The organism is Methylobacterium sp. Leaf123 (assembly GCF_001423405.1).
Lineage (GTDB): Bacteria > Pseudomonadota > Alphaproteobacteria > Rhizobiales > Beijerinckiaceae > Methylobacterium.
The window spans coordinates 39,286-57,566 of record NZ_LMNS01000001.1; the positions used below are offsets into that span (position 1 = coordinate 39,286).

Genomic DNA, 18,281 nt, shown 5'->3' on the forward strand with positions numbered 1-18,281 from the left:
AAGATCCGAAAGCGTCTGCCCAAGGCGGGCAGGCCCGACTTGGGTGGGGGAGGGGGCCCGCTTCAGCGGGCGGGAGAGGGGAGCGACGCTTCCGGACAGTGCGGAGCCGGCCCCTCACCCGCCCCCCTTCGGGGGCCACCCTCTCCCGCAGAGGGGAGAGGGGTTCTACCGTGAGGGCCTTATCCGCCGAACAGCCGCTTGAGGCCGGCCAGCAAGCCGCCGCTACGGGCGGGCTCCGCCGAAGCCGTCACAGACGCGGTCGGTGCCGGAGCGACCTTGCTCGACGCAACGACCGTCTGGACGAGGCCGAGCGCGGCCGTGTCGGTGGTCTCGCGGTCGATCAGGATCAGGCTGCCGGTGTCGCGGTTCTCGGCATAGGGATCGACGGCGATCTGCCGGTCGAGGGTCAGCGTCACGTCGCCGATATCGTTGACCGCGAGCTTGGCCGCCGGGCCCGCCTGTCCGGTCTCCGGATCGATCCGGCGGTGCACCGCCTTCACCACCGCGTTGACGGTCTGCGTGCCGACCTTCGCCCAGAGGTTGGCGCCGGGGACGAGATCGGATTCGGCGGCCCAGAACAGGCGCACGTCGAGGCTGTCGGTCAGCGTCAGCGGCGCGTCCGAAGTCGCGATCACCGCGCCGCGCGAGGCATCGATTTCGTCGGCCAGCACCAGCGTGACCGACTGACCCTCGCTCGCCCGCTTCAGATCGCCGTCGGCGGTGAAGATGCGGGCAATCGTCGAGGTCTTGCCGGAGGGCGCGACGGTGACGGCATCGCCCGGCGCGACGGAGCCCGAGGCGATCAGCCCCGAGAAGCCGCGGAAGTCGGAGTTCGGGCGGTTCACCCACTGCACCGGCATGCGGAAGGCGGCGGCGCGCTCCTCCGACTTCACCGGCACGTCCTCAAGGTAGCGCAGCAGCGGAACGTCCGTGTACCACGTGGCGGCGGCGCCTGGCAGGACGACGTTGTCGCCGTTCTTGGCCGAGAGCGGGATCGCCCGCACCTCGATGAAGTTCAGCGGCGCGGCAAAGGCCTGGAAGCCGGAGACGATCGCCTCGAACTTGTCCTGCGACCAGCCGACGAGATCCATCTTGTTGATGGCGAGCGCCACCCGGCGGATGCCGAGCAGCGAGACGAGCAGCGCGTGGCGCCGGGTCTGGCGGGTCAGCCCGTGACGGGCATCCACCAGGATCACGGCGACGTCGGCGGTCGAGGCGCCGGTGGCCATGTTGCGGGTGTACTGCTCGTGGCCGGGGGTGTCGGCGACGATGAACGAGCGCCGGTCCGTCGAGAAGAAGCGGTAGGCGACATCGATGGTGATGCCCTGCTCGCGCTCGGCCTGGAGACCGTCGACCAGCAGTGCGAGATCGACCTCGCCCCCTTGCGTGCCGTGCTTGCGCGAATCGCGCTGGAGCGCCGTCACCTGATCGTCGAAGATCTGCTTGGTGTCGTGCAGCAGCCGCCCGATCAGGGTGGACTTGCCGTCATCGACCGAGCCGCAGGTGATGAAGCGCAAGACTTCCTTGTTCTGGTGCTGGCGCAGGAAGGCGTCGTAGCCGAACGCTTCCGGAGACTGATGGATGGTCATCAGAAATAGCCCTCCTGCTTCTTGCGCTCCATGGCGCCGGCGCCGTCCTTGTCGATGACCCGGCCCTGGCGCTCCGAGGTGCGGGCGGCCAGCGTCTCGCCGATGATCTCCGGCAGGGTCGCGGCCGGGCTCTCGACCGCGCCGGTCAGCGGGTAGCAGCCGAGCGTGCGGAACCGGACCTGCCGCTGCTGCGGGGTCTCGCCCGGCTCCAGTGGAAAGCGGTCGTCATCGACCATGATGAGCTGGCCGTCGCGCTCGACCACCGGCCGCTCGGCGGCGAAGTAGAGCGGCACGATCGGAATGTTTTCCTGCTCGATGTAGAGCCAGATATCCAACTCGGTCCAGTTGGACAGCGGGAACACGCGAAAACTCTCGCCGCGCCGCTTCTTGAAATTGTAGAGGTGCCACGGCTCGGCGCGCTGGCGCTTCGGGTCCCAGCGGTGCTGGCCGTTGCGCAAGCTTACGATGCGCTCCTTGGCGCGGCTGGCCTCCTCGTCGCGGCGGGCGCCGCCGAAGGCCACGTCGTACTTGTACTTGTCGAGCGCCTGCCGGAGGGCCTGCGTCTTCATCACGTCGGTGTGCACTTCCGAACCATGGCTCACCGGGCCGATGCCCTTGGCGAGCCCGTCCTGATTCGTGTGCACGATGAGTTCGAGCCCGAGTTCCTTGGCGCGCCGATCGCGGAAGGCGATCATCTCGCGGAACTTCCAAGTCGTGTCGATGTGCATCAGGGGGAACGGCAGGCGCCCCGGCGCGAAGGCCTTCAGCGCCAGGTGCAGCAGCACCGACGAATCCTTGCCGATCGAGTAGAGCATCACCGGGTTCTCGGCTTCGGCGACCGCCTCCCGGAAGATGTGGATGCTCTCGGCCTCCAGACGCTGCAGATGCGTCAGGCGGGTGCGCAGGGGCGCGGCGACGGCGGCGCTCATCAGACCAGTTCCCTTCTGTGTTCGCGTGAGGTCGCGGCGCTGGCCGGCTCCTCGAAGGCGGCGGCCTCCTGTCCGGGCGCCACGTCGCCTTCCGGCCTGTGCAGGTGCAGGCCGCACTCTTTCTTGGATTCCTGCTCCCACCACCACCGGCCGGCGCGCTCGTCCTCGCCGACCTTCACGGCGCGGGTGCAGGGCGCGCAGCCGATCGAGGGGAAGCCGCGATCGTGCAGCGTGTTGTAGGGAATGAAGTTGTCGCGCACGAAGCGATCGACGTCGGCGCGCGACCAGTCGGCGAGCGGGTTGACCTTGATCAGCCCGCGGCCCTCGTCGGCTTCCGCCAGCGGCGTGTCCGCCCGGTTGGCGGATTGCCCGGCGCGAAGCCCCGTGAACCACGCCGCCGCGCCGCTGAGCGCCCGGCCCAACGGCTCGACCTTGCGGAAGCCGCAGCAGGCCTGCCGCGCCGCGATCGAGTGGCGAAAGCCGTTGATGCCTTCGCGCGCGACGAACTCTTCCTCCGCGATCCGCTCCGGCGCGTAGGCTCGGATGCGGATGCCGTAGGCGGCCTCCGTCTCGGTCCAGACGTCGTAGGTCTCGGGGTAGAGCCGGCCGGTATCGAGCGTCACGATCTCGGTGCGCCCCTTGTTCAGGGCGAGCGCGTGCGTGAGCGCCTGATCCTCAATGCCGAGGCTGGTGGTGAAGACGAGCCGGCCCGGGATGCGGTCCTCGACGAGGCGGATACGCCCCCGGAGGTCCAGCCCCGCCATGGCTTCGGCGAGGTCCCCGGCCGCTCGAACGAGAGCAGCGGTCATGTGCGTAAAATCGGATTGCCTGCTTGTCGGAGCTCTGAAATGTTCGCTATAACGAACGCTGTCAAGGCGCCGGGACCCTTGCGGTGCTTTCGCGCACGCAATCCTCTGCTGCGCCGCGAATGAGCCTGCAACGGTCGCCGCGGCGGATTGTTGCCCAATTAGAAAAGAATCTTCTCAACGAGGCGCCCGATCGGGCTCGTCGCCCGGTCGTCCGGGTGGCGCCCTCGTGAGACTATCCTCGCCACAAACTCCGGAGAGGCCCCTTTGGACTCGATCGACCTCAAGATCCTCGCGCTCCTGCAGAAAGACGCCACGCTCTCCATCGCCGCCATCGGCGAGCAGGTCGGGCTGTCGCAGACCCCGTGCTGGAAGCGGATTCAGCGCCTTGAGGCCGATGGCGTGATCGATCGGCGCGTGGCCGTGCTCGATCCCGTCAAACTCGGGCTCGGCCTCACCGTCTTCGTCTCCATCGAGACCGCCGACCATTCCAAGGATTGGCTGGAGCAATTCGCCGACCGGATCGCGGCGATGCCGGAGGTGCTCGAATTCTACCGCATGGCCGGCGACGTCGATTACATGCTCCGCGTCGTCGTGGCCGACATGGCGGCCTACGACACGTTCTATAAGAACCTGATCGCGACCCTGCCTCTCAAGAACGTGACCTCGCGCTTCGCCATGGAAAAGGTGAAGTCGACCACCGCCCTGCCGCTGCCGGCGCCGCCCCCGCGGGGACGGGCCGAGCCGCGGCTGGCGGTGGTTGGAGAATAAAATTCCTTATTGCGACGCAACAGCGAACAATCTCTTCTCTCTGCGGGGCGTTCTTTAAAACGGACGTTTCGACGTTGACAGCGGCGCTCCGGCGGACGACATGGCACCCACAATGTCCAGGCAAGCACTCCTCCCCCGCACGGCTCCCTTCGGAGATCAGGAGCGGGCCCATCTCGACGCGGCGCTCGGAGCGGCGACGCCGATCCAGCGCGCGTGGCTGACGGGCTTCCTCGCCGGTCTCGACGCGGCCGCCGGCCAACCCGCCACCGCGGCCGCCGCCCCGGCCGCGCCCCCGAAGGCGGCCGAGCCGCTGACGATCCTGTTCGCGTCCGAATCGGGCAATTCCGAAAAGCTCGCGGGCGACGTGAGCAAGCTCGCGCGCAAGCAGGGCTTCAAGCCGAAGATCGTGGATTTCGCCGATCTCGATCTGGCCACCCTGCCCAAGGCCGGCAAGCTCATCGCCATCGCTGCGACCTGGGGCGAGGGCGAGCCCCCGGCCCGCGCCGTGCGGGCCTATGGCGAGCTGATGTCCGATGCCGCGCCGCGCCTCGACGGCCTCACGTTCGGCGTGCTGGCGCTGGGCGACACCAGCTACGCGGAGTTCTGCGCCATCGGGAAGGCGCTCGACGCGCGCTTCGAGGCGCTCGGCGCCAAGCGGGCCTATGACCGCGCGGATCTCGACCTCGATTTCGAGAAGCCCGCCGCCGAGTGGATCAAGGGCACGCTGAAGGCGCTGGCGCCGGCCGAAAGCCCGGCCGACAACGTCGTGGCGGTGGATTTCCGCGCTGGCGCCGAGGACGAGGATGGCGAGGTCAGCCGCGAGCCGGCCGTGGTCGAGGTGATCGACCACGTGAACCTCAACTCCTCGCGCTCCGACAAGGAGACGATCCACCTCGCCCTCGAATTCGAGGATGGGGCGCCGGCCTACGAGCCCGGCGACTCGCTGGAAATCTTCCCGGAGAACGACCCGCAGCTCGTGGACGAGATCTTGCGCGCGACGGGCCTCAGCGGCGACGAGGCTCTGCGCAAGGCGCTGCTCGCCGAGCGCGATATCACCACGCTCTCGCCCACGACGGTCGAGCGCTTCGCCAAGGCCACCGGCCATGCGGATGCGCAGAAATTCGTCGAGAGCGGCGAGGTGAAGGCCTGGATCGAGGGCCGCCACCTGATCGACCTGATCGAGCGCTTCCCCGCCCCGCTGACGGCCGAGCACCTCAACACCGTCACCCGGCCGCTGCCGCCGCGGGCCTATTCCATCGCCTCCTCACGCAAGGAGGTGGGCGACGAGGTGCATCTCACCATCGCCGCCGTGCGCTACGAGACCCATGGCCGCGCCCGCTCCGGCGTCGCCTCGGTGCATGTCGCCGACCGCATCAAGAACGGCGCCAAGCTGCGGGTTCGGGTGAAGCCGAACAAGCATTTCCGCCTGCCCTCCGACCCGTCGACCGACATCATCATGGTCGGCCCCGGCACCGGCGTCGCGCCGTTCCGCGCCTTCGTGCAGGAGCGCCGCGCCACGGAGGCGCCCGGCCGCTCGTGGCTGTTCTTCGGCGACCGCCACTTCACCCACGACTTCCTGTACCAGCTCGAATGGCAGGACGCGTTGGAGGATGGCTCGCTGGCCAAGATCGACGTGGCCTTCTCCCGCGACCAGCCGGAGAAGATCTACGTGCAGGATCGGATCGACGCACATGCCGCCGAGGTGGTGGCGTGGCTTGATGGCGGCGCCCATTTCTACGTCTGCGGCGATGCCAAGAACATGGCCAAGGACGTGCGCGCCGCCGTGGTGCGCGCCTTCGAGAGCGTGAAGGGCCTCAGCAGCGCCGATGCCGAGGCGCATGTCGCGTCGCTGGAGCGCGCCCGGCGCTACCAGCAGGACGTTTACTGAGAGCACGCCGTAAGCCCTCTCCCCTCTGCGGGAGAGGGTGGCCCCCGGAGGGGGTCGGGTGAGGGGAACCCGGCTTCCGGAGATTTCGCGGCGGACGCGGCCAAGCTGCACCGTCGCTCCCCTCTCCCGCCTCGCATCCGCGAGGCACCCTCCCCCGCATAGGGGGGAGGGTCGAAGATATCGGATCACCACCATGGACGACCACAAGCCGATCGAAACCCCTGACGGCCCCGCCGTGGACACGCCCGGCATCGGCGCGCGCCGCTACGAGACGCCGCCGACCGAGCTTCCGATCACGGAGGCGGAGGCCGCGCGGGCCGCCGGGCTCGCCCATAACGAGCACCTGAAGATCGCCAGCGGCTATCTCCGCGGCGGGCTCGCCGACGGGCTGCTCAAGCACGCCACCGGCGCGATCTCCGAGGATGACGGCCAGCTGGTCAAGTTCCACGGCATGTACATGCAGGACGACCGGGACATCCGGGCGGAGCGCACGAAGAAGAAGCTCGAGAAGGCCTACAGCTTCATGATCCGCCTGCGCATCGCGGGCGGCGTCATCACGCCGAAGCAGTGGCTGATCCTCGACAACATCGCCACGACCTATGCCGGCAGCGCCCTGCGGGCGACGACCCGGCAGACGTTCCAGTATCACGGCGTCATCAAGTCGAACCTCAAGCGCACCATGGCGGCGATCGACTCGGCGCTGCTCGACACCATCGCCGCCTGCGGCGACGTCAACCGCAACGTCATGGCCGCGACGAACCCCGCGCAGGCCGGCGCCCACAAGGTCGCGCTGCAGCTCGCCAAGGACATTTCCGACACCCTGCTGCCGAAGACCGGCGCGTGGCGCGAGATCTGGCTCGACGGCGAGCGCGTGGTCGGCGGCGAGGACGCGGCCGAGGTCGAGCCGGTCTACGGCAAGACCTACCTGCCGCGGAAGTTCAAGACCGTGGTCGCGGTGCCGCCCTCCAACGAGGTCGACATCTTCGCCCACGACCTCGGCTTCATCGCCATCCTCGACAAGGCGAACAAGGTCACGGGCTGGAACGTCACCGTCGGCGGCGGCATGGGCATGACCCATGGCGAGGCCGACACGTTTCCGCGCACGGCGGATGTCCTCGGCTTCGTGGAGCCCGAGGATGCGCTGAAGGCGGCGGAAGCCGTGATGACGGTCCAGCGCGACTGGGGCAACCGCAAAAACCGCAAGAACGCCCGGCTCAAGTACACGATCGAGCGCTTCGGCCTCGACGCGTTCCGGACCGAGGTCGAGAAGCGGATCGGCAAGAAGCTCGGCGCGCCCAAGCCCTTCACCTTCGACGGCAACGGCGACCGCTACGGCTGGGTCGAGGGCGATGACGGGCGCCACCATCTTACGCTCTACGTGCCGTCGGGCCGGATCAAGGACATCGAGGGCGGGCCGCAATTCCTCTCGGGCCTGCGCCGCATCGCCGAGGTGCACGAGGGCGACTTCCGCCTCACCGGCAACCAGAACGTCATCATCGCCAACGTGCCCGCCGGCAAGCGCGCCGAGATCGACGCGCTGGTCGATGAGTACGGCCTGACCCGTGGGGCTTCGGCCCTGCGCCGCAATTCCATGGCCTGCGTCGCGCTGCCGACCTGCGGCCTCGCACTGGCCGAGAGCGAGCGCTACCTGCCGGATCTCCTCACCGAGCTGGAGGAAAGCCTCGCCCGCCACGGGTTGCAGGACGAGCCGATCACCATCCGCTCGACCGGCTGCCCGAACGGCTGCGCCCGGCCCTTCATCTCCGAGATCGGCCTCGTCGGCCGCGGCCCTGAGCGCTACCACCTCTATCTCGGCGCCGCCTTCGACGGCTCCCGGCTGAGCAAGCTCTACCGCGAGGACGTGCTCGCCAGCGAGATCAGGGACACGCTGGAGCCGCTGTTTGCCGCCTATGCCAAGGACCGGCAGCCCGGCGAGCACTTCGGTGACTTCGTGATCCGCGCCGGCTTCGTGGCCAAGACCAGCAACGGCCCGGACTTCCACGAGCATACGGGCCCGCTGCGGGCGGCCTGATCGGCCCGGCGCGATCGAGCGCATCGTCCTGGAGACCGGATCCGGGACGATGCGCTTATTTTTGTATTTGCATCACCTCTTTCCGAACGCCGGCAATCACCGTTCGGGTCGATCCTCTACCCTCGGAGACGGCCCGGTGCTCGCGAGCCGTCCCCGAAGCCGAATCTCACCATGAGACCCGAGCCGTCACCAGCGCCTGGAAGGGCTCGCCGACGGCTACCAGCACGTTGCTGGCCCCCGAGGACGGGTAATAGGTCTCGTCGAGGAAGTTCTTGAGGTTGAGCTGGAGCGCGGCCGGGAGGCCGTTCACGCTGGTCCGGTAGCTCAGGAAGGCATCGCACACGACGTAATCGGGCAGGGTGAAGGTGTTGGCCGCATCGCCCGGCCGCTCGCCGACATAGCGCGAGCCCATCCCGACTTCGAGGAAGCCGTCGCCGAACTGCACCGAGCCCACGGTCGTGGCCGGGGCCACGAGCCCGACCTGATGCGTCACGAAGAGCGTTGCGGTCGTCCGCGGCGTGTTGAGCAACTGGTTTCCGGCCAGCAACGGATCCTCGGTGACGATGGCATCGGTGAATCCGTAGCTGCCGATCACCGACCAATCCGGCAGGATCTGCCCCGCCACGTCGAGTTCGAAGCCGCGCGAGCGCGCCTTGCCGGCGGTCGCCGCCGTGCGGATGCCGTTCACGACCTGCGTGACGAGCACGTTGGTCTTCTCGGTGTCGAAGACCGCGCCGGTCACGAGCAGGCCGGTCCCCAACTCCGCCCTGACGCCGACCTCCCAAGCGTCGCCCTCCTCGGGCAGCAGCGCCCCGGTGCGATCGAGGTCGGTCACGTTCGGACGGAAGGACTGGGTGTAGCTGCCATAGACCGAGAGGTGAGGGGCGATTTTGTAGACGAGGCCCGCCCGCGGCAGCGGCTTGATCCCGTTGATATCCGTCGAGACGACGGCCGGGACCCCTGCAAAGGCGAGTTGATCGAAGAACTGCGCGCTCGCCCCGGCCACGAGGGTGAGCTGATCGGTGAGATGGATCGAGTCCTGAAGGTAGAGGCTCGTGTTGATGAGCCGGTCGCGGTTGTTGCTCGCCGGCAGCGACAGGCGGTTCGAGGCGGCGATCTGCCCGTAGACCGGATCGAAGACGTTGAAGCCGTCCTGGTTGGCGCCCCGGTAGCTCTCCCGGCGATAGTAATCGACGCGCTCGTGCATCGCCCCGACCAAAAGGTCGTGGCGCAGGCCCAGCGCCTCGAACCGGCCCACGAGATCCACGCGGGCAACCTGGGAGTTGAAGTCGGCGCCGCGGGTCGCGTCGGCCCGGCGGGTGAGGAAGCCGGTGGCCGCGTTGTAGGAGACCGGACGGATCTGGTTGTCGTCGTAGGTCAGGTTGCTGGCGGTGAAGCCGACCTGCATCTTCCAGGCGTCGTTGAAGCGGTGCTCGATATCGAGGCTGCCGAGATGGCTCATCGCCTCGACCCGGCTCAGGGCCTCGTCGAAGCGCCGCTCCCGCGGGACCCGAAGGGGACGGCCGGTGCGGGGATCGAAGGTCGTGCCCCGGTCGAACGGGATGTTGTAGTGGGCGAACTCGTAGCCGATCGTGACGGTGGTGTCGTCGCCCCGCCATGTCAGCGAGGGCGCCGCGACCTGGCGCTGGATCGTGCCGAAGTTGCGCCAGTAATCGTAGTCCTGCACGTCGCCCACGATCCGGTAGGCGAGGTTGGTCCCCTCGATCGGCCCGGTCAGGTCCGGCTGGATGATCGCGCCGCCGAAGCTCGTCGCCGTGACGTCGAGGCTGTTCCGCCGGGTGAAGAGCGGCCGCTTCGACACGAGGTTGATCAGGCCGCCGGGTTCCGAGATGCCGTAGAGCAGCGAGGCCGGCCCCTTGAGCACTTCGACCCGCTCGATGCTGTGGCTGAAGTTCTGCTGGAGAACCGTGCGGCGCCCGTCGCGCAGGATCGAGCTGTCGCGGGTGGTGCCGAAGCCGCGGCGGACCACACCCTCCTGCGTGCCGCCGAGGCTGTTGGTCTGGGCGATGCCGCTGACGTTGCGAAGGGCCTCGTCCAGGCTGAGCACCCGCTGGTCGCGCAGGACGGCCTGGGAGACGACGGCGATGTTGGCCGGGGTGTCGAGCAGCGGCGTCTCGGTGCCGGTTCCGAAGCTGCTGCGCCGCGGCTGGTAGCCGATTGCGGCGGTGCCGTCGCCGGTCACGGTGAGTTCGTCGAGCGTGACGCCGGCCGCCGGCTCCTGAGCCTGGGCGGTGCGGGCTGAGACCAAGAAACTCGTGGTCGACAGCAACAACAACAGCGTGGCTGCCATGCAGCGACGCTGCACGATCACGCAGGAAATCCGCATCGGCCCGGTCTCTTCTTTGGTTGAGTCCGGACTGTCATTTGATGGTTTGGTGTCTAAATCAAATGATATCTTTTATAACTTTTCTAGATCAATGATTTAATGCTGTGGTTCATGAGGTATTTTTCAAAGATGTATTGAATTGCATGGGCGCAATAGCAGTCAAGTTCCGCCATTGCCGAATGTCACTGTTTTCTGGTGTCAATCCTCCCGAAGGGGCGCTCCGGCAGGGCCGGAAAGGCGCCCGCCGAAGCCCGGATCCATCATCCTGAAGTAATCAGGCAGAATCGGGCTCACCCGCAGCGAGTGGGGTCAGACCGGCACCGCCACGTTGTCGATGAGCCGCGTCTTGCCGAGATAGGCCGCCACCAGCACCCGCGCCTCCCGCTCGGCCCGTGAGACGGGCTGAAGCGTGTGCGCGTCGCGGACTTCCAGATACTGCACCGGGCCGAACCCCGCCGCCTCCAGGGCCGCGACGCCCTCGGCGATGAGCGGAGCCGCCTCGGCGCCGCGGGCGAGGCGCTCGGCGATGTCAGCGAGCACCGCATGCAGGCGCGGCGCGATCTGACGTTCACGCGGGTCGAGGTAGCGGTTGCGCGAGGAGAGGGCGAGGCCATCCGCCTCGCGCAAGGTTGGAACGCCCTCGATCGTGACCGCCATGTCGAGGTCGCGGACGACCGAACGGATCACCTGCAATTGCTGGAAATCCTTCTCGCCGAACAGGGCGATGTCGGGCTGCACTTGGTTGATGAGCTTGGTCACGACCGTGGCGACGCCGGAGAAATGGCCGGGCCGGACCGTGCCGCACAGGCCCTCCGCCGCGGGGCCCGGCTCGATGCGCGTCGAGAACCCCGTCGGGTACATGGTCTCGACGGAGGGGAGCCACGCCGCATCGGCCCCGGCCTGGGCGAGCAGCGCCACGTCGGTCTCGGTGTCGCGCGGGTAACGCGAAAAATCCTCGTTCGGACCGAACTGGGTCGGGTTCACGAAGATGCTGACGATGGCCCGGCGGCCGATCGCCTTGGCATGCGCTACAAGAGCGAGGTGGCCCGCATGCAGCGCCCCCATGGTCGGCACCAGCACGATCCGGTCGCCGCCCTTCCGCCACGCATCGACCTGCGCACGCAGAGCCTCAAGGGTGTCGAAGCGGAGGGTCGTGTCGGACATGGGGCGGCTCGGAGCAGGAAAACGCGCCGCACAGGTAAGCGCCCCCGCCGCCGGATGCCAGCGGGGCGGCTCCCGTTATGGGCAATAGCGCAAGGGCCGGTCGAACGGGTCGTCGTAGCCGGGGCCGGGGCGGAAGCCGTAATAGCTCGGCTTACCCAGTCCGTATTCCGAGCCGACATAGCTCGGATCGTAGGGGGCGTTGGTCGGCACCGGCACGATGCGCGGGGCGCAGCCGACGAGAGGGCGGGGCAGGGGGCGGGGCGGCCGGTCGCCGTCTGCATCCCCGTCGCCCCGCGGGAAGAAGCGCGGCGCCAAGGGCGCTCCCACGGGCGGGCCGGGCTCGAACACCGGCAGGTCGGCTGCAAATCCGGGACCGGCGAAGAGGCCGAAAAGGGCGAGGAGAGCGCCGCGCACCCGCTGCCGACCGGCCGTCATCGCATCACTCTCCCACTCCGTCCCACGATGCCTTGCAGCTTATGGTGAACGGATCGTTATCGCGCGGCGCGCTCACGCAAGGCACTCGCTTGAAGCGATCACCCTGATTTTCTTACGGCCTCAATCGCCGGCGCCCGCCTCCGCGGGCTTAGGCTTCCGCTCCGCTCGATACTTTCCGGGGCTCACGCCCCAAAAAGTCCGCTCCGCGCGGCGCTCTTCGCGCCGCGAAGCCGCTCATGCGGCTTCGAGCGATCGCGCTACGCGCTCACACCCGCGGATAGACGATGACGGAGAGATAGGTCATCGGCGTCTTGATGAGCTTGGCCGGGCCGTGCAGGCCGTTCGAATCGAACATCAGCGCGTCGCCGGCTGCCAAGTGATAGTCCTGGCCCGAGTGATGGTAAATCACCTCGCCGGTCAGCATGTAGATGAACTCCGTCCCGACATGGCGGAAGCTCGTATAGGCCTCGGCCTCGTCCTGCAGGGTGATGAGATAGGGCTCCACCACCACGTCGCCGCGGATGCCGGCGCCGAGGAGCTCGTAGAGATGCCCGACCTTGGTGCCGCGCCGCTCGATCGGCACGCCCTGGCCGCGCTTCACGTAGCTGCAGTCACGGGTCTCCTCGAAGGCGGCGAAAAGGGCGGTGATCGGCACGTTGAGGGCCGAGGCGATCGCGTTGATCGAGGCGAGCGAGGGCGAGATCGCCCCGTTCTCGATCTTGGAGATCATGCCCGGCGAGATGCCGGCCGCGCTGCCGAGATCGGCCACCGACAGGTCGCGCTCCCGCCGCAGCAAGCGGACTTGGTGGCCGAGCGCCTTTTCCAGGGGGCGCTCCTCCGCGACGGGCGCATTCGACGCTGTGTTCAGCATGGATCCCTGGCTGCTCCTTCCGCCGTCACGGCGCGAAATGATTATGGTACAGGATTTCGACGCCGCCACCGGCAACGGCTGGATGAGGACCGAACCAGTCGATCACCATCCCGGTTCAAGCCCCCCGTCGTCGCGGTCTGGCTGCTCGGACCTGCTTTCGGGCCCGGAGTTGAGGTTCGCGGCCGCTCGGCGCAGCGCGGCGGGAAGGGCCGAGAGATCGTCGGCATCGAAGCGCAGGTTCGGCAGCCTCTCGGCCACCATCCCGGCGACGAGCTTGGCTTGCGCCGCGTCGCGCTGACGCTTGGCCGGTGCCCGATCCGCCCTGGCCGCGAGCCACGCCTTGTGGAGAGCGAAGGCGCGCGGATCGGGGACCGCCATGTCGAGCGGATATCCGCGATCATCGATCACGACCACCCGCTGTTTCGGACTGTTCACGAGCCAGGCCAATCCCTCGATCTCGACAGCGTGAAGATCGTCATCGCCGCCGAGACGGGAGTGGCCCGCTTCCGCGAAGCGGTTTCCGGAAACCGGCTTGATCCGATCGACCATGAATCCGTCCCGGTTCACGGCCCGGAAGCTCCTGCGACCCATGAGCGAGAATGACGTGTCTGCTTTTCGCAAAAGCCCGAGCAGGCCCTCTGACGAGACGGCAGGCGCGGCGATTTTGAGCGACCGGCGAGCATCAAGGAGCAGATCGACGTCACCGGTCGCGACCAAGCCGCTGTCGATCCGGACCCCCGCCATGCGCTCGTAGGCATAGAGCGCGTTCGTACCGACGACGTGGATCGCCCGTCCGAGCAGTCCCGATCCGTCGAGCTGACGCAGCACGCGCGCGCCGATGAGCGGCACACGGCCGATCCCAAGGGCCCGGTTGACCGGAGCCATTTCATCGAGCCGGGTGGCGAGGCCGCGAACCAGATCGCGCTCGCGCGCCCGCCCGTTCCGGAAGCTTTCGTAAGTTTTCTCGGTTTCGGGAGATTTCGGGCCGAGCGAACGGCTCACGCCGTGAACTTTTCGGTACAGGTAGGTGCCGCCCGCGATCGTCTTCCACGACATCGAGCCGGGAAAGCGTGCATCGAGTTCGCTGCGCGCGGATCGATAGCCGTTGAATACCTGCTCCGCATCGATCGCCTGACGGATCTGCTCGTTACGCAAGCTTCTGAAAAGCATGCATTTAACCCCATCGGATGCAACAGCGCGCCTTTGAGGGTTAAGTATGGACCGCTGGCGTGAGAAGCGGAAGTGCTCCTCCCAAGTGCTTGTACCAGAACGGCTTAACTCCGCGACTTCTGCTTTACGGGATTGCGGGGTTAAAGCGGTGCGGCAGGGGCCGGAATGCTAGGCGCCGCGCGAGGCCGAGCAAGGTCCGATGAAGCAAAAAGGGGACCGGCGCTGCCCGCGCCGGTCCCCTCACAGAGCCGTTCCTTGGTCCAAGAGATCCTAGAACGGAATGTCGTCGTCGAGGTCGTAGTTCGGCTTGGCGCCGCCGCCCGAGGAGGGCCGGCGATCGCCACCACCGCCACCGCCACCGGAGCGGCTCGAGCCGTAATCGTCGCGCCCGCCGCGGTCGCCGCCGCGATCACCACCCCGGTCGCCGCCGCGGCTGATCTGGCCGCCGCCGTCGTCCTCGCCCGCGAAGTCGCCGCCGCCACCACCGCCACGGCCGTCGAGAATCGTCATCTCGCCGCGGAAGCGCTGAAGCACCACTTCGGTGGTGTACTTCTCCGCGCCCGACTGGTCGGTCCACTTGCGGGTCTGGAGCTGGCCCTCGATGTAGACCTTCGAGCCCTTGCGCAGATACTGCTCGGCCACCCGAGCGAGGTTGTCGTTGTAGATCACGACCGAGTGCCACTCGGTCTTCTCTTTGCGCTCGCCCGACGCCTTGTCCTTCCAGGACTCCGACGTCGCGATGCGCAGGTTCACCACGGGGTCGCCCGAGGCCAGACGCCGGGTCTCGGGATCGCGCCCGAGATTGCCGACCAGAATCACCTTGTTGACGCTGCCCGCCATCTCATCTCTCCATCCGGTCCGATCTCACAGGGCATTGTACGTCACGCCCGCGATGGCCGCGACTCTTGAGCGTGCCGCTTCATCTCGGCAAGCCGTCCGCGGCCGTTGTGCCCGCTAACCACCGCGTGCCGTGGTCAGCGTCAATGTTCTATCTCTGTTCTCATTGCGCGACAAGCGGCGTCTCGCTCGTCGAGGCGCGGTCCCAGTCAGGCGACCTTCACGACGAGCTTGCCGAAATTGGCGCCCCGCAGCATTCCGGCGAAGGCGGCCGGCGCGTTCTCCAAGCCCTCGACCACGTCCTCGCGCGCCTTGACTCGCCCGGCCCGCAGCCAGCCGCCGACATCGCGCACGAAGTCGCCCTGCATCGCGGCAAAATCCGAGACGATGAAGCCGCGCAGCGTCAGCCGCTTGGTGAGGATGGCGCGCATCAGCACCGGTGAGCGGTCGGGGCCGGCGGGGAGTTCGCTCAAATTGTAGCTCGCGACGAGACCGCAGACCGGCACCCGCGCGAAATCGTTGAGAAGCGGCAGCACCGCGTCGAACACCGCCCCGCCGACATTCTCGAAATACACGTCGATCCCGTCGGGACAGGCGCGGGCTAGCGCGTCGGGGAAGTCGGCGGCGCGGTGGTCGATCGCCGCGTCGAAGCCCAGCGTCTCGGTTAGATAAGCGCATTTCTCCGCGCCCCCGGCGATGCCGACGGCCCGCGCGCCCTTGATGCGGGCGATCTGGCCGACCAGCGAGCCGACCGGCCCGGTGGCGGCGGCGACCACGACGGTTTCCTTCGGCTGCGGCCGGCCGATCTCCAGAAGCCCGGTATAAGCGGTCATGCCGGGCATGCCGAGGACGCCGAGGAACTGGCTCGGCGGCCCGTCGGCGGGGTCGATGCGCCGCAGATTTTGGCCGTCCGAGACGGCGAATTCCTGCCAGCCGGCATAGGCCAGGACGAGATCGCCCTCGGCGAAGGCCGGGTTCTCCGAGGCGACCACCTCGCTCACCGTCTGGCCGACCATGGTCTCGCCGATCTCGACGGGCTTGGCGTAGGATTTCGCCGCGCTCATCCGCCCGCGCATATAGGGGTCGAGGGAGAGCCAGCGGGTCCGCAGCAGCACCTCGCCCTGTTGCGGCGTGGGGGTGCGCCCTTCTTCCAAGCGGAAATGTTCGGGCTTCGGCTCGCCATGTGGGCGCGCGGCCAGCACGATCCGACGGTTGACGACTGCCATGGAGCCCTCCGGGGTTTGTTCGGGGTGGAACCGGGCAGATGGGTCGCGCGCTGGTTCCGGCAATGCATGGCAGCACAGCCGTGGAGATTCGCGATGGCCTGGAAGACGGCGGCCGTGACGGCGGCGATGCTGGCGGTAGGGGGCGCCGCCGGCGCGGCGGGGGACGATCCGCTCGCGGGCTATCGCTGGCAATCGCGGGTGCTGGTCCTGGCCGCGCCGGATGCCGAGGACGCGCGGCTGAGGGCGCAGCGACAGGCGCTGGCATCGGTGCGGACGGGCGCGTCCGAGCGCGATCTCGTCACGGTCGAGGCGGTGGGGAAGGGGGCGGCGGCCTCCGCCCTGCGCCGGCATCTCGGCCTGCCGGACAACGACTTCCGGGCGGTGCTCGTCGGCAAGGATGGCGGCGCCAAGCTGACCTCGGAGGAGCCGATCCCGCCCCAGCGGCTGTTTTCCACCATCGACGCCATGCCGATGCGGCAGGACGAGGCGAAGCGGCGCTGACCCTCATAAGAAAAAGGGGCCGCGAGCGGCCCCTTCCTGGTCTCCGGTGCGATCAGTAGCAGCGTTCGACCAGCACCCGGCGGTAGCCGTAGGGCGTCCAGGCCAGACGCGGGACGGTGTAGCAGCCACCCCCGGCGAAATACGGGTCGTAGCCGACATTCGTGTAGCCGTAGGGGCCACCCCAGCCGCCGTAGCCACCATAACCGCCGTAGAGGCCGCCCGCCGCGAGGCCCAGACCGAGCCCGAGGCCGACGCCCCCCAGGCCGATACCGCGCCGGTAGCCCCAGCCGCCGCCCCGCCAACCGCCATATCCGCCGCGCCAGCCGCCGAAGCCGGCACCGCGATAGAAACCGCCCCGTCCGGCAAATCCGCCGCCGAAACGCGGGCCGCCGAAGCCGCCGCCGAAGCGCGGACCGCCAAACCCACCACCGCGGAAACCGCCGCCGGCGAAACCGCCGCGGAAGCCACCGCCGCCAAACCCGCCACCGCGGAAGCCGCCGCCACCGAACCCGCCGCCGCGGAATCCACCGAAGCCCGGACGGGCATCGGCGGTGGCCGGGATCATCATCAGCGCGCTTGCCATCACGGCCGATGCCAGAACAACCCGTTTCATCAGATCGTCTCCACCCGAGAGAGAAAATTGCTCCCCTGATGGTTCTGAACGTGTGACGGGAAAAATCGGTCCCTGCGACCTCTGGTCTCAAAGTTTTTGTGATGCCGTGGCGGACGACCCCGCGTGTCGTCCAGACTGCTTGAATGCTGCCATGCTTTCGCGCGAGGAGGGCGGATACGGCCACGCCTGCCCCGCAGGGGCCGCCCGTTCAGGAACCGCCCGCCCGTGATGCGCTGCCGCCTCGCCGTTCCCGCTCTCACCGCTGCCCTCCTCTCCGGCCTCGTTGTCGGGCCGCTCGCACCCGCGCCCGCCCAGGCGCAGGCGGCATCCGTCCAAACGCAGGCGGCGCCCGTCGCCAAGGGGCCGTGCCACGCGGTCGAGTTCGAGGGGCAGCCCTACACAATCTGCACCGTCGATCTGCGGCGCGAGCGCGTGCGGCTGTTCTGGCTCGGAACGGACGGCTTGCCCTACGGCTCGCTGTCGAGCCTCGCCGACAGGCAGGGCCCGCGGCTCAGCTTCGCGATGAATGCCGGCATGTACGACAAGGGGCAGGCCCCGGTCGGGCTCTATGTCGAGGATGGACGCGAGCTGAAGGGCCCCTCCACCGCCAACGGGCCGGGCAACTTCCACCTCAAGCCGAACGGCGTCTTCTACGTGAAGGGCGACCGTGCCGGCGTGCTCGATACCGGACGCTACCTGCGGGCCAAGCCGGCGCCCGATTTCGCCACGCAATCGGGGCCGATGCTGGTGATCGAGGGCAAGATCCACCCGAAGATCTCGGCGGACGGCCCGAGCCAGAAGATCCGCAACGGCGTCGGCGTGCGCGACGGCGGACGCGTCGCGGTGTTCGCGATCTCGGAGCGCCCGGTGACCTTCGGCGCCTTCGCGCGCCTTTTCAAGGACACGCTCGGCTGCCGCAACGCCCTGTTCCTCGACGGCAGCGTCTCGAGCCTCTACGCGCCCGGCCTCGGCCGCTCCGATCTCAGCCGGCCGCTCGGGCCGCTCGTGGGGGCGGTGGCGCGGTAGGGACCAACGCCGTCCAACTCACACCCTCATCCTGAGGTGCCGCGAAGCGGCCACGAAGGATCCGTCGAGGCTCCGC

The 18,281-nt window shown here is 68.3% G+C and carries 16 protein-coding genes; 5 read left to right on the plus strand and 11 right to left on the minus strand.

The window, feature by feature from the left end; genetic code table 11:
* Nucleotides 1-179 precede the first annotated feature (179 nt).
* The 3 genes from cysN to ASF53_RS00195 are packed head-to-tail and all read right to left on the minus strand — an operon-like array spanning nt 180 to nt 3,327.
* On the minus strand, nt 180-1,589 hold the full coding sequence (gene cysN, locus ASF53_RS00185; protein WP_056192040.1) for a sulfate adenylyltransferase subunit CysN: 1,410 nt from the start codon (nt 1,587-1,589) through the stop codon (nt 180-182).
* Nucleotides 1,589-2,518 carry a sulfate adenylyltransferase subunit CysD gene (cysD, locus tag ASF53_RS00190; protein WP_056192043.1) on the minus strand — a complete coding sequence of 310 codons (930 nt, stop codon included), beginning with the start codon at nt 2,516-2,518 and terminating at the stop codon, nt 1,589-1,591. The genes cysN and cysD overlap by 1 nt, the downstream gene beginning before the upstream one ends.
* Complete coding sequence (locus ASF53_RS00195) at nt 2,518-3,327, minus strand: phosphoadenylyl-sulfate reductase (protein ID WP_056192046.1); 810 nt, start codon at nt 3,325-3,327, stop codon at nt 2,518-2,520. Before ASF53_RS00195 ends, cysD begins: the two co-directional genes overlap by 1 nt.
* A gap of 264 nt (nt 3,328-3,591) precedes the next feature.
* Between ASF53_RS00195 and ASF53_RS00200 the strand changes: the two genes are divergently transcribed.
* From ASF53_RS00200 to ASF53_RS00210, 3 genes are all read left to right on the plus strand, one after another.
* Nucleotides 3,592-4,095 carry an Lrp/AsnC family transcriptional regulator gene (locus ASF53_RS00200; protein WP_003603570.1) on the plus strand — a complete coding sequence of 168 codons (504 nt, stop codon included), beginning with the start codon at nt 3,592-3,594 and terminating at the stop codon, nt 4,093-4,095.
* A gap of 112 nt (nt 4,096-4,207) precedes the next feature.
* Entirely contained in the window at nt 4,208-5,983 is a 1,776-nt protein-coding gene (locus tag ASF53_RS00205; RefSeq protein WP_056192049.1) for a diflavin oxidoreductase, read from the plus strand.
* A 193-nt stretch (nt 5,984-6,176) separates the two neighbouring features.
* Complete coding sequence (locus ASF53_RS00210; protein WP_056192052.1) at nt 6,177-8,015, plus strand: NADPH-dependent assimilatory sulfite reductase hemoprotein subunit; 1,839 nt, start codon at nt 6,177-6,179, stop codon at nt 8,013-8,015.
* A gap of 166 nt (nt 8,016-8,181) precedes the next feature.
* Here the strand turns inward: ASF53_RS00210 and ASF53_RS00215 are convergent, their stop codons facing one another.
* The 7 genes from ASF53_RS00215 to curA form a co-directional block, all read right to left on the minus strand.
* Nucleotides 8,182-10,362, minus strand: coding sequence for a TonB-dependent siderophore receptor (locus ASF53_RS00215; RefSeq protein ID WP_056192055.1), 2,181 nt, complete (start codon nt 10,360-10,362; stop codon nt 8,182-8,184).
* 309 nt (nt 10,363-10,671) lie between these two features.
* Complete coding sequence (gene panC / locus ASF53_RS00220; RefSeq protein ID WP_056192058.1) at nt 10,672-11,526, minus strand: pantoate--beta-alanine ligase; 855 nt, start codon at nt 11,524-11,526, stop codon at nt 10,672-10,674.
* Between the two features lie 75 nt (nt 11,527-11,601).
* Nucleotides 11,602-11,961, minus strand: a complete 360-nt coding sequence (locus ASF53_RS00225; RefSeq protein ID WP_056192061.1) for a hypothetical protein — start codon at nt 11,959-11,961, stop codon at nt 11,602-11,604.
* 265 nt (nt 11,962-12,226) lie between these two features.
* Nucleotides 12,227-12,832: a helix-turn-helix domain-containing protein gene (locus ASF53_RS00230; protein ID WP_056192064.1), complete on the minus strand. Its 606-nt coding sequence runs from the start codon at nt 12,830-12,832 to the stop codon at nt 12,227-12,229.
* Nucleotides 12,833-12,934: 102 nt separating this feature from the next.
* The gene (locus ASF53_RS00235; protein WP_286134028.1) at nt 12,935-13,987 is read right to left on the minus strand and encodes a GSU2403 family nucleotidyltransferase fold protein; all 1,053 of its coding nucleotides are present in this window, start codon (nt 13,985-13,987) and stop codon (nt 12,935-12,937) included.
* A gap of 285 nt (nt 13,988-14,272) precedes the next feature.
* Nucleotides 14,273-14,842, minus strand: coding sequence for a single-stranded DNA-binding protein (ssb, locus tag ASF53_RS00240; RefSeq protein WP_056192069.1), 570 nt, complete (start codon nt 14,840-14,842; stop codon nt 14,273-14,275).
* A 206-nt stretch (nt 14,843-15,048) separates the two neighbouring features.
* A complete protein-coding gene (curA, locus tag ASF53_RS00245) occupies nt 15,049-16,065 on the minus strand; it encodes an NADPH-dependent curcumin/dihydrocurcumin reductase (RefSeq protein ID WP_056192072.1) in 1,017 nt (338 codons plus the stop codon).
* Between the two features lie 93 nt (nt 16,066-16,158).
* Between curA and ASF53_RS00250 the strand changes: the two genes are divergently transcribed.
* The gene (locus ASF53_RS00250; protein WP_056192075.1) at nt 16,159-16,566 is read left to right on the plus strand and encodes a DUF4174 domain-containing protein; all 408 of its coding nucleotides are present in this window, start codon (nt 16,159-16,161) and stop codon (nt 16,564-16,566) included.
* Nucleotides 16,567-16,618: 52 nt separating this feature from the next.
* Here the strand turns inward: ASF53_RS00250 and ASF53_RS00255 are convergent, their stop codons facing one another.
* Nucleotides 16,619-17,179, minus strand: coding sequence for a hypothetical protein (locus tag ASF53_RS00255; RefSeq protein WP_056192079.1), 561 nt, complete (start codon nt 17,177-17,179; stop codon nt 16,619-16,621).
* Nucleotides 17,180-17,407: 228 nt separating this feature from the next.
* On the opposite strand from ASF53_RS00255, the gene ASF53_RS00260 reads away from it, so the two are divergent.
* Entirely contained in the window at nt 17,408-18,205 is a 798-nt protein-coding gene (locus ASF53_RS00260) for a phosphodiester glycosidase family protein (protein WP_056192084.1), read from the plus strand.
* Nucleotides 18,206-18,281: the final 76 nt, after the last annotated feature.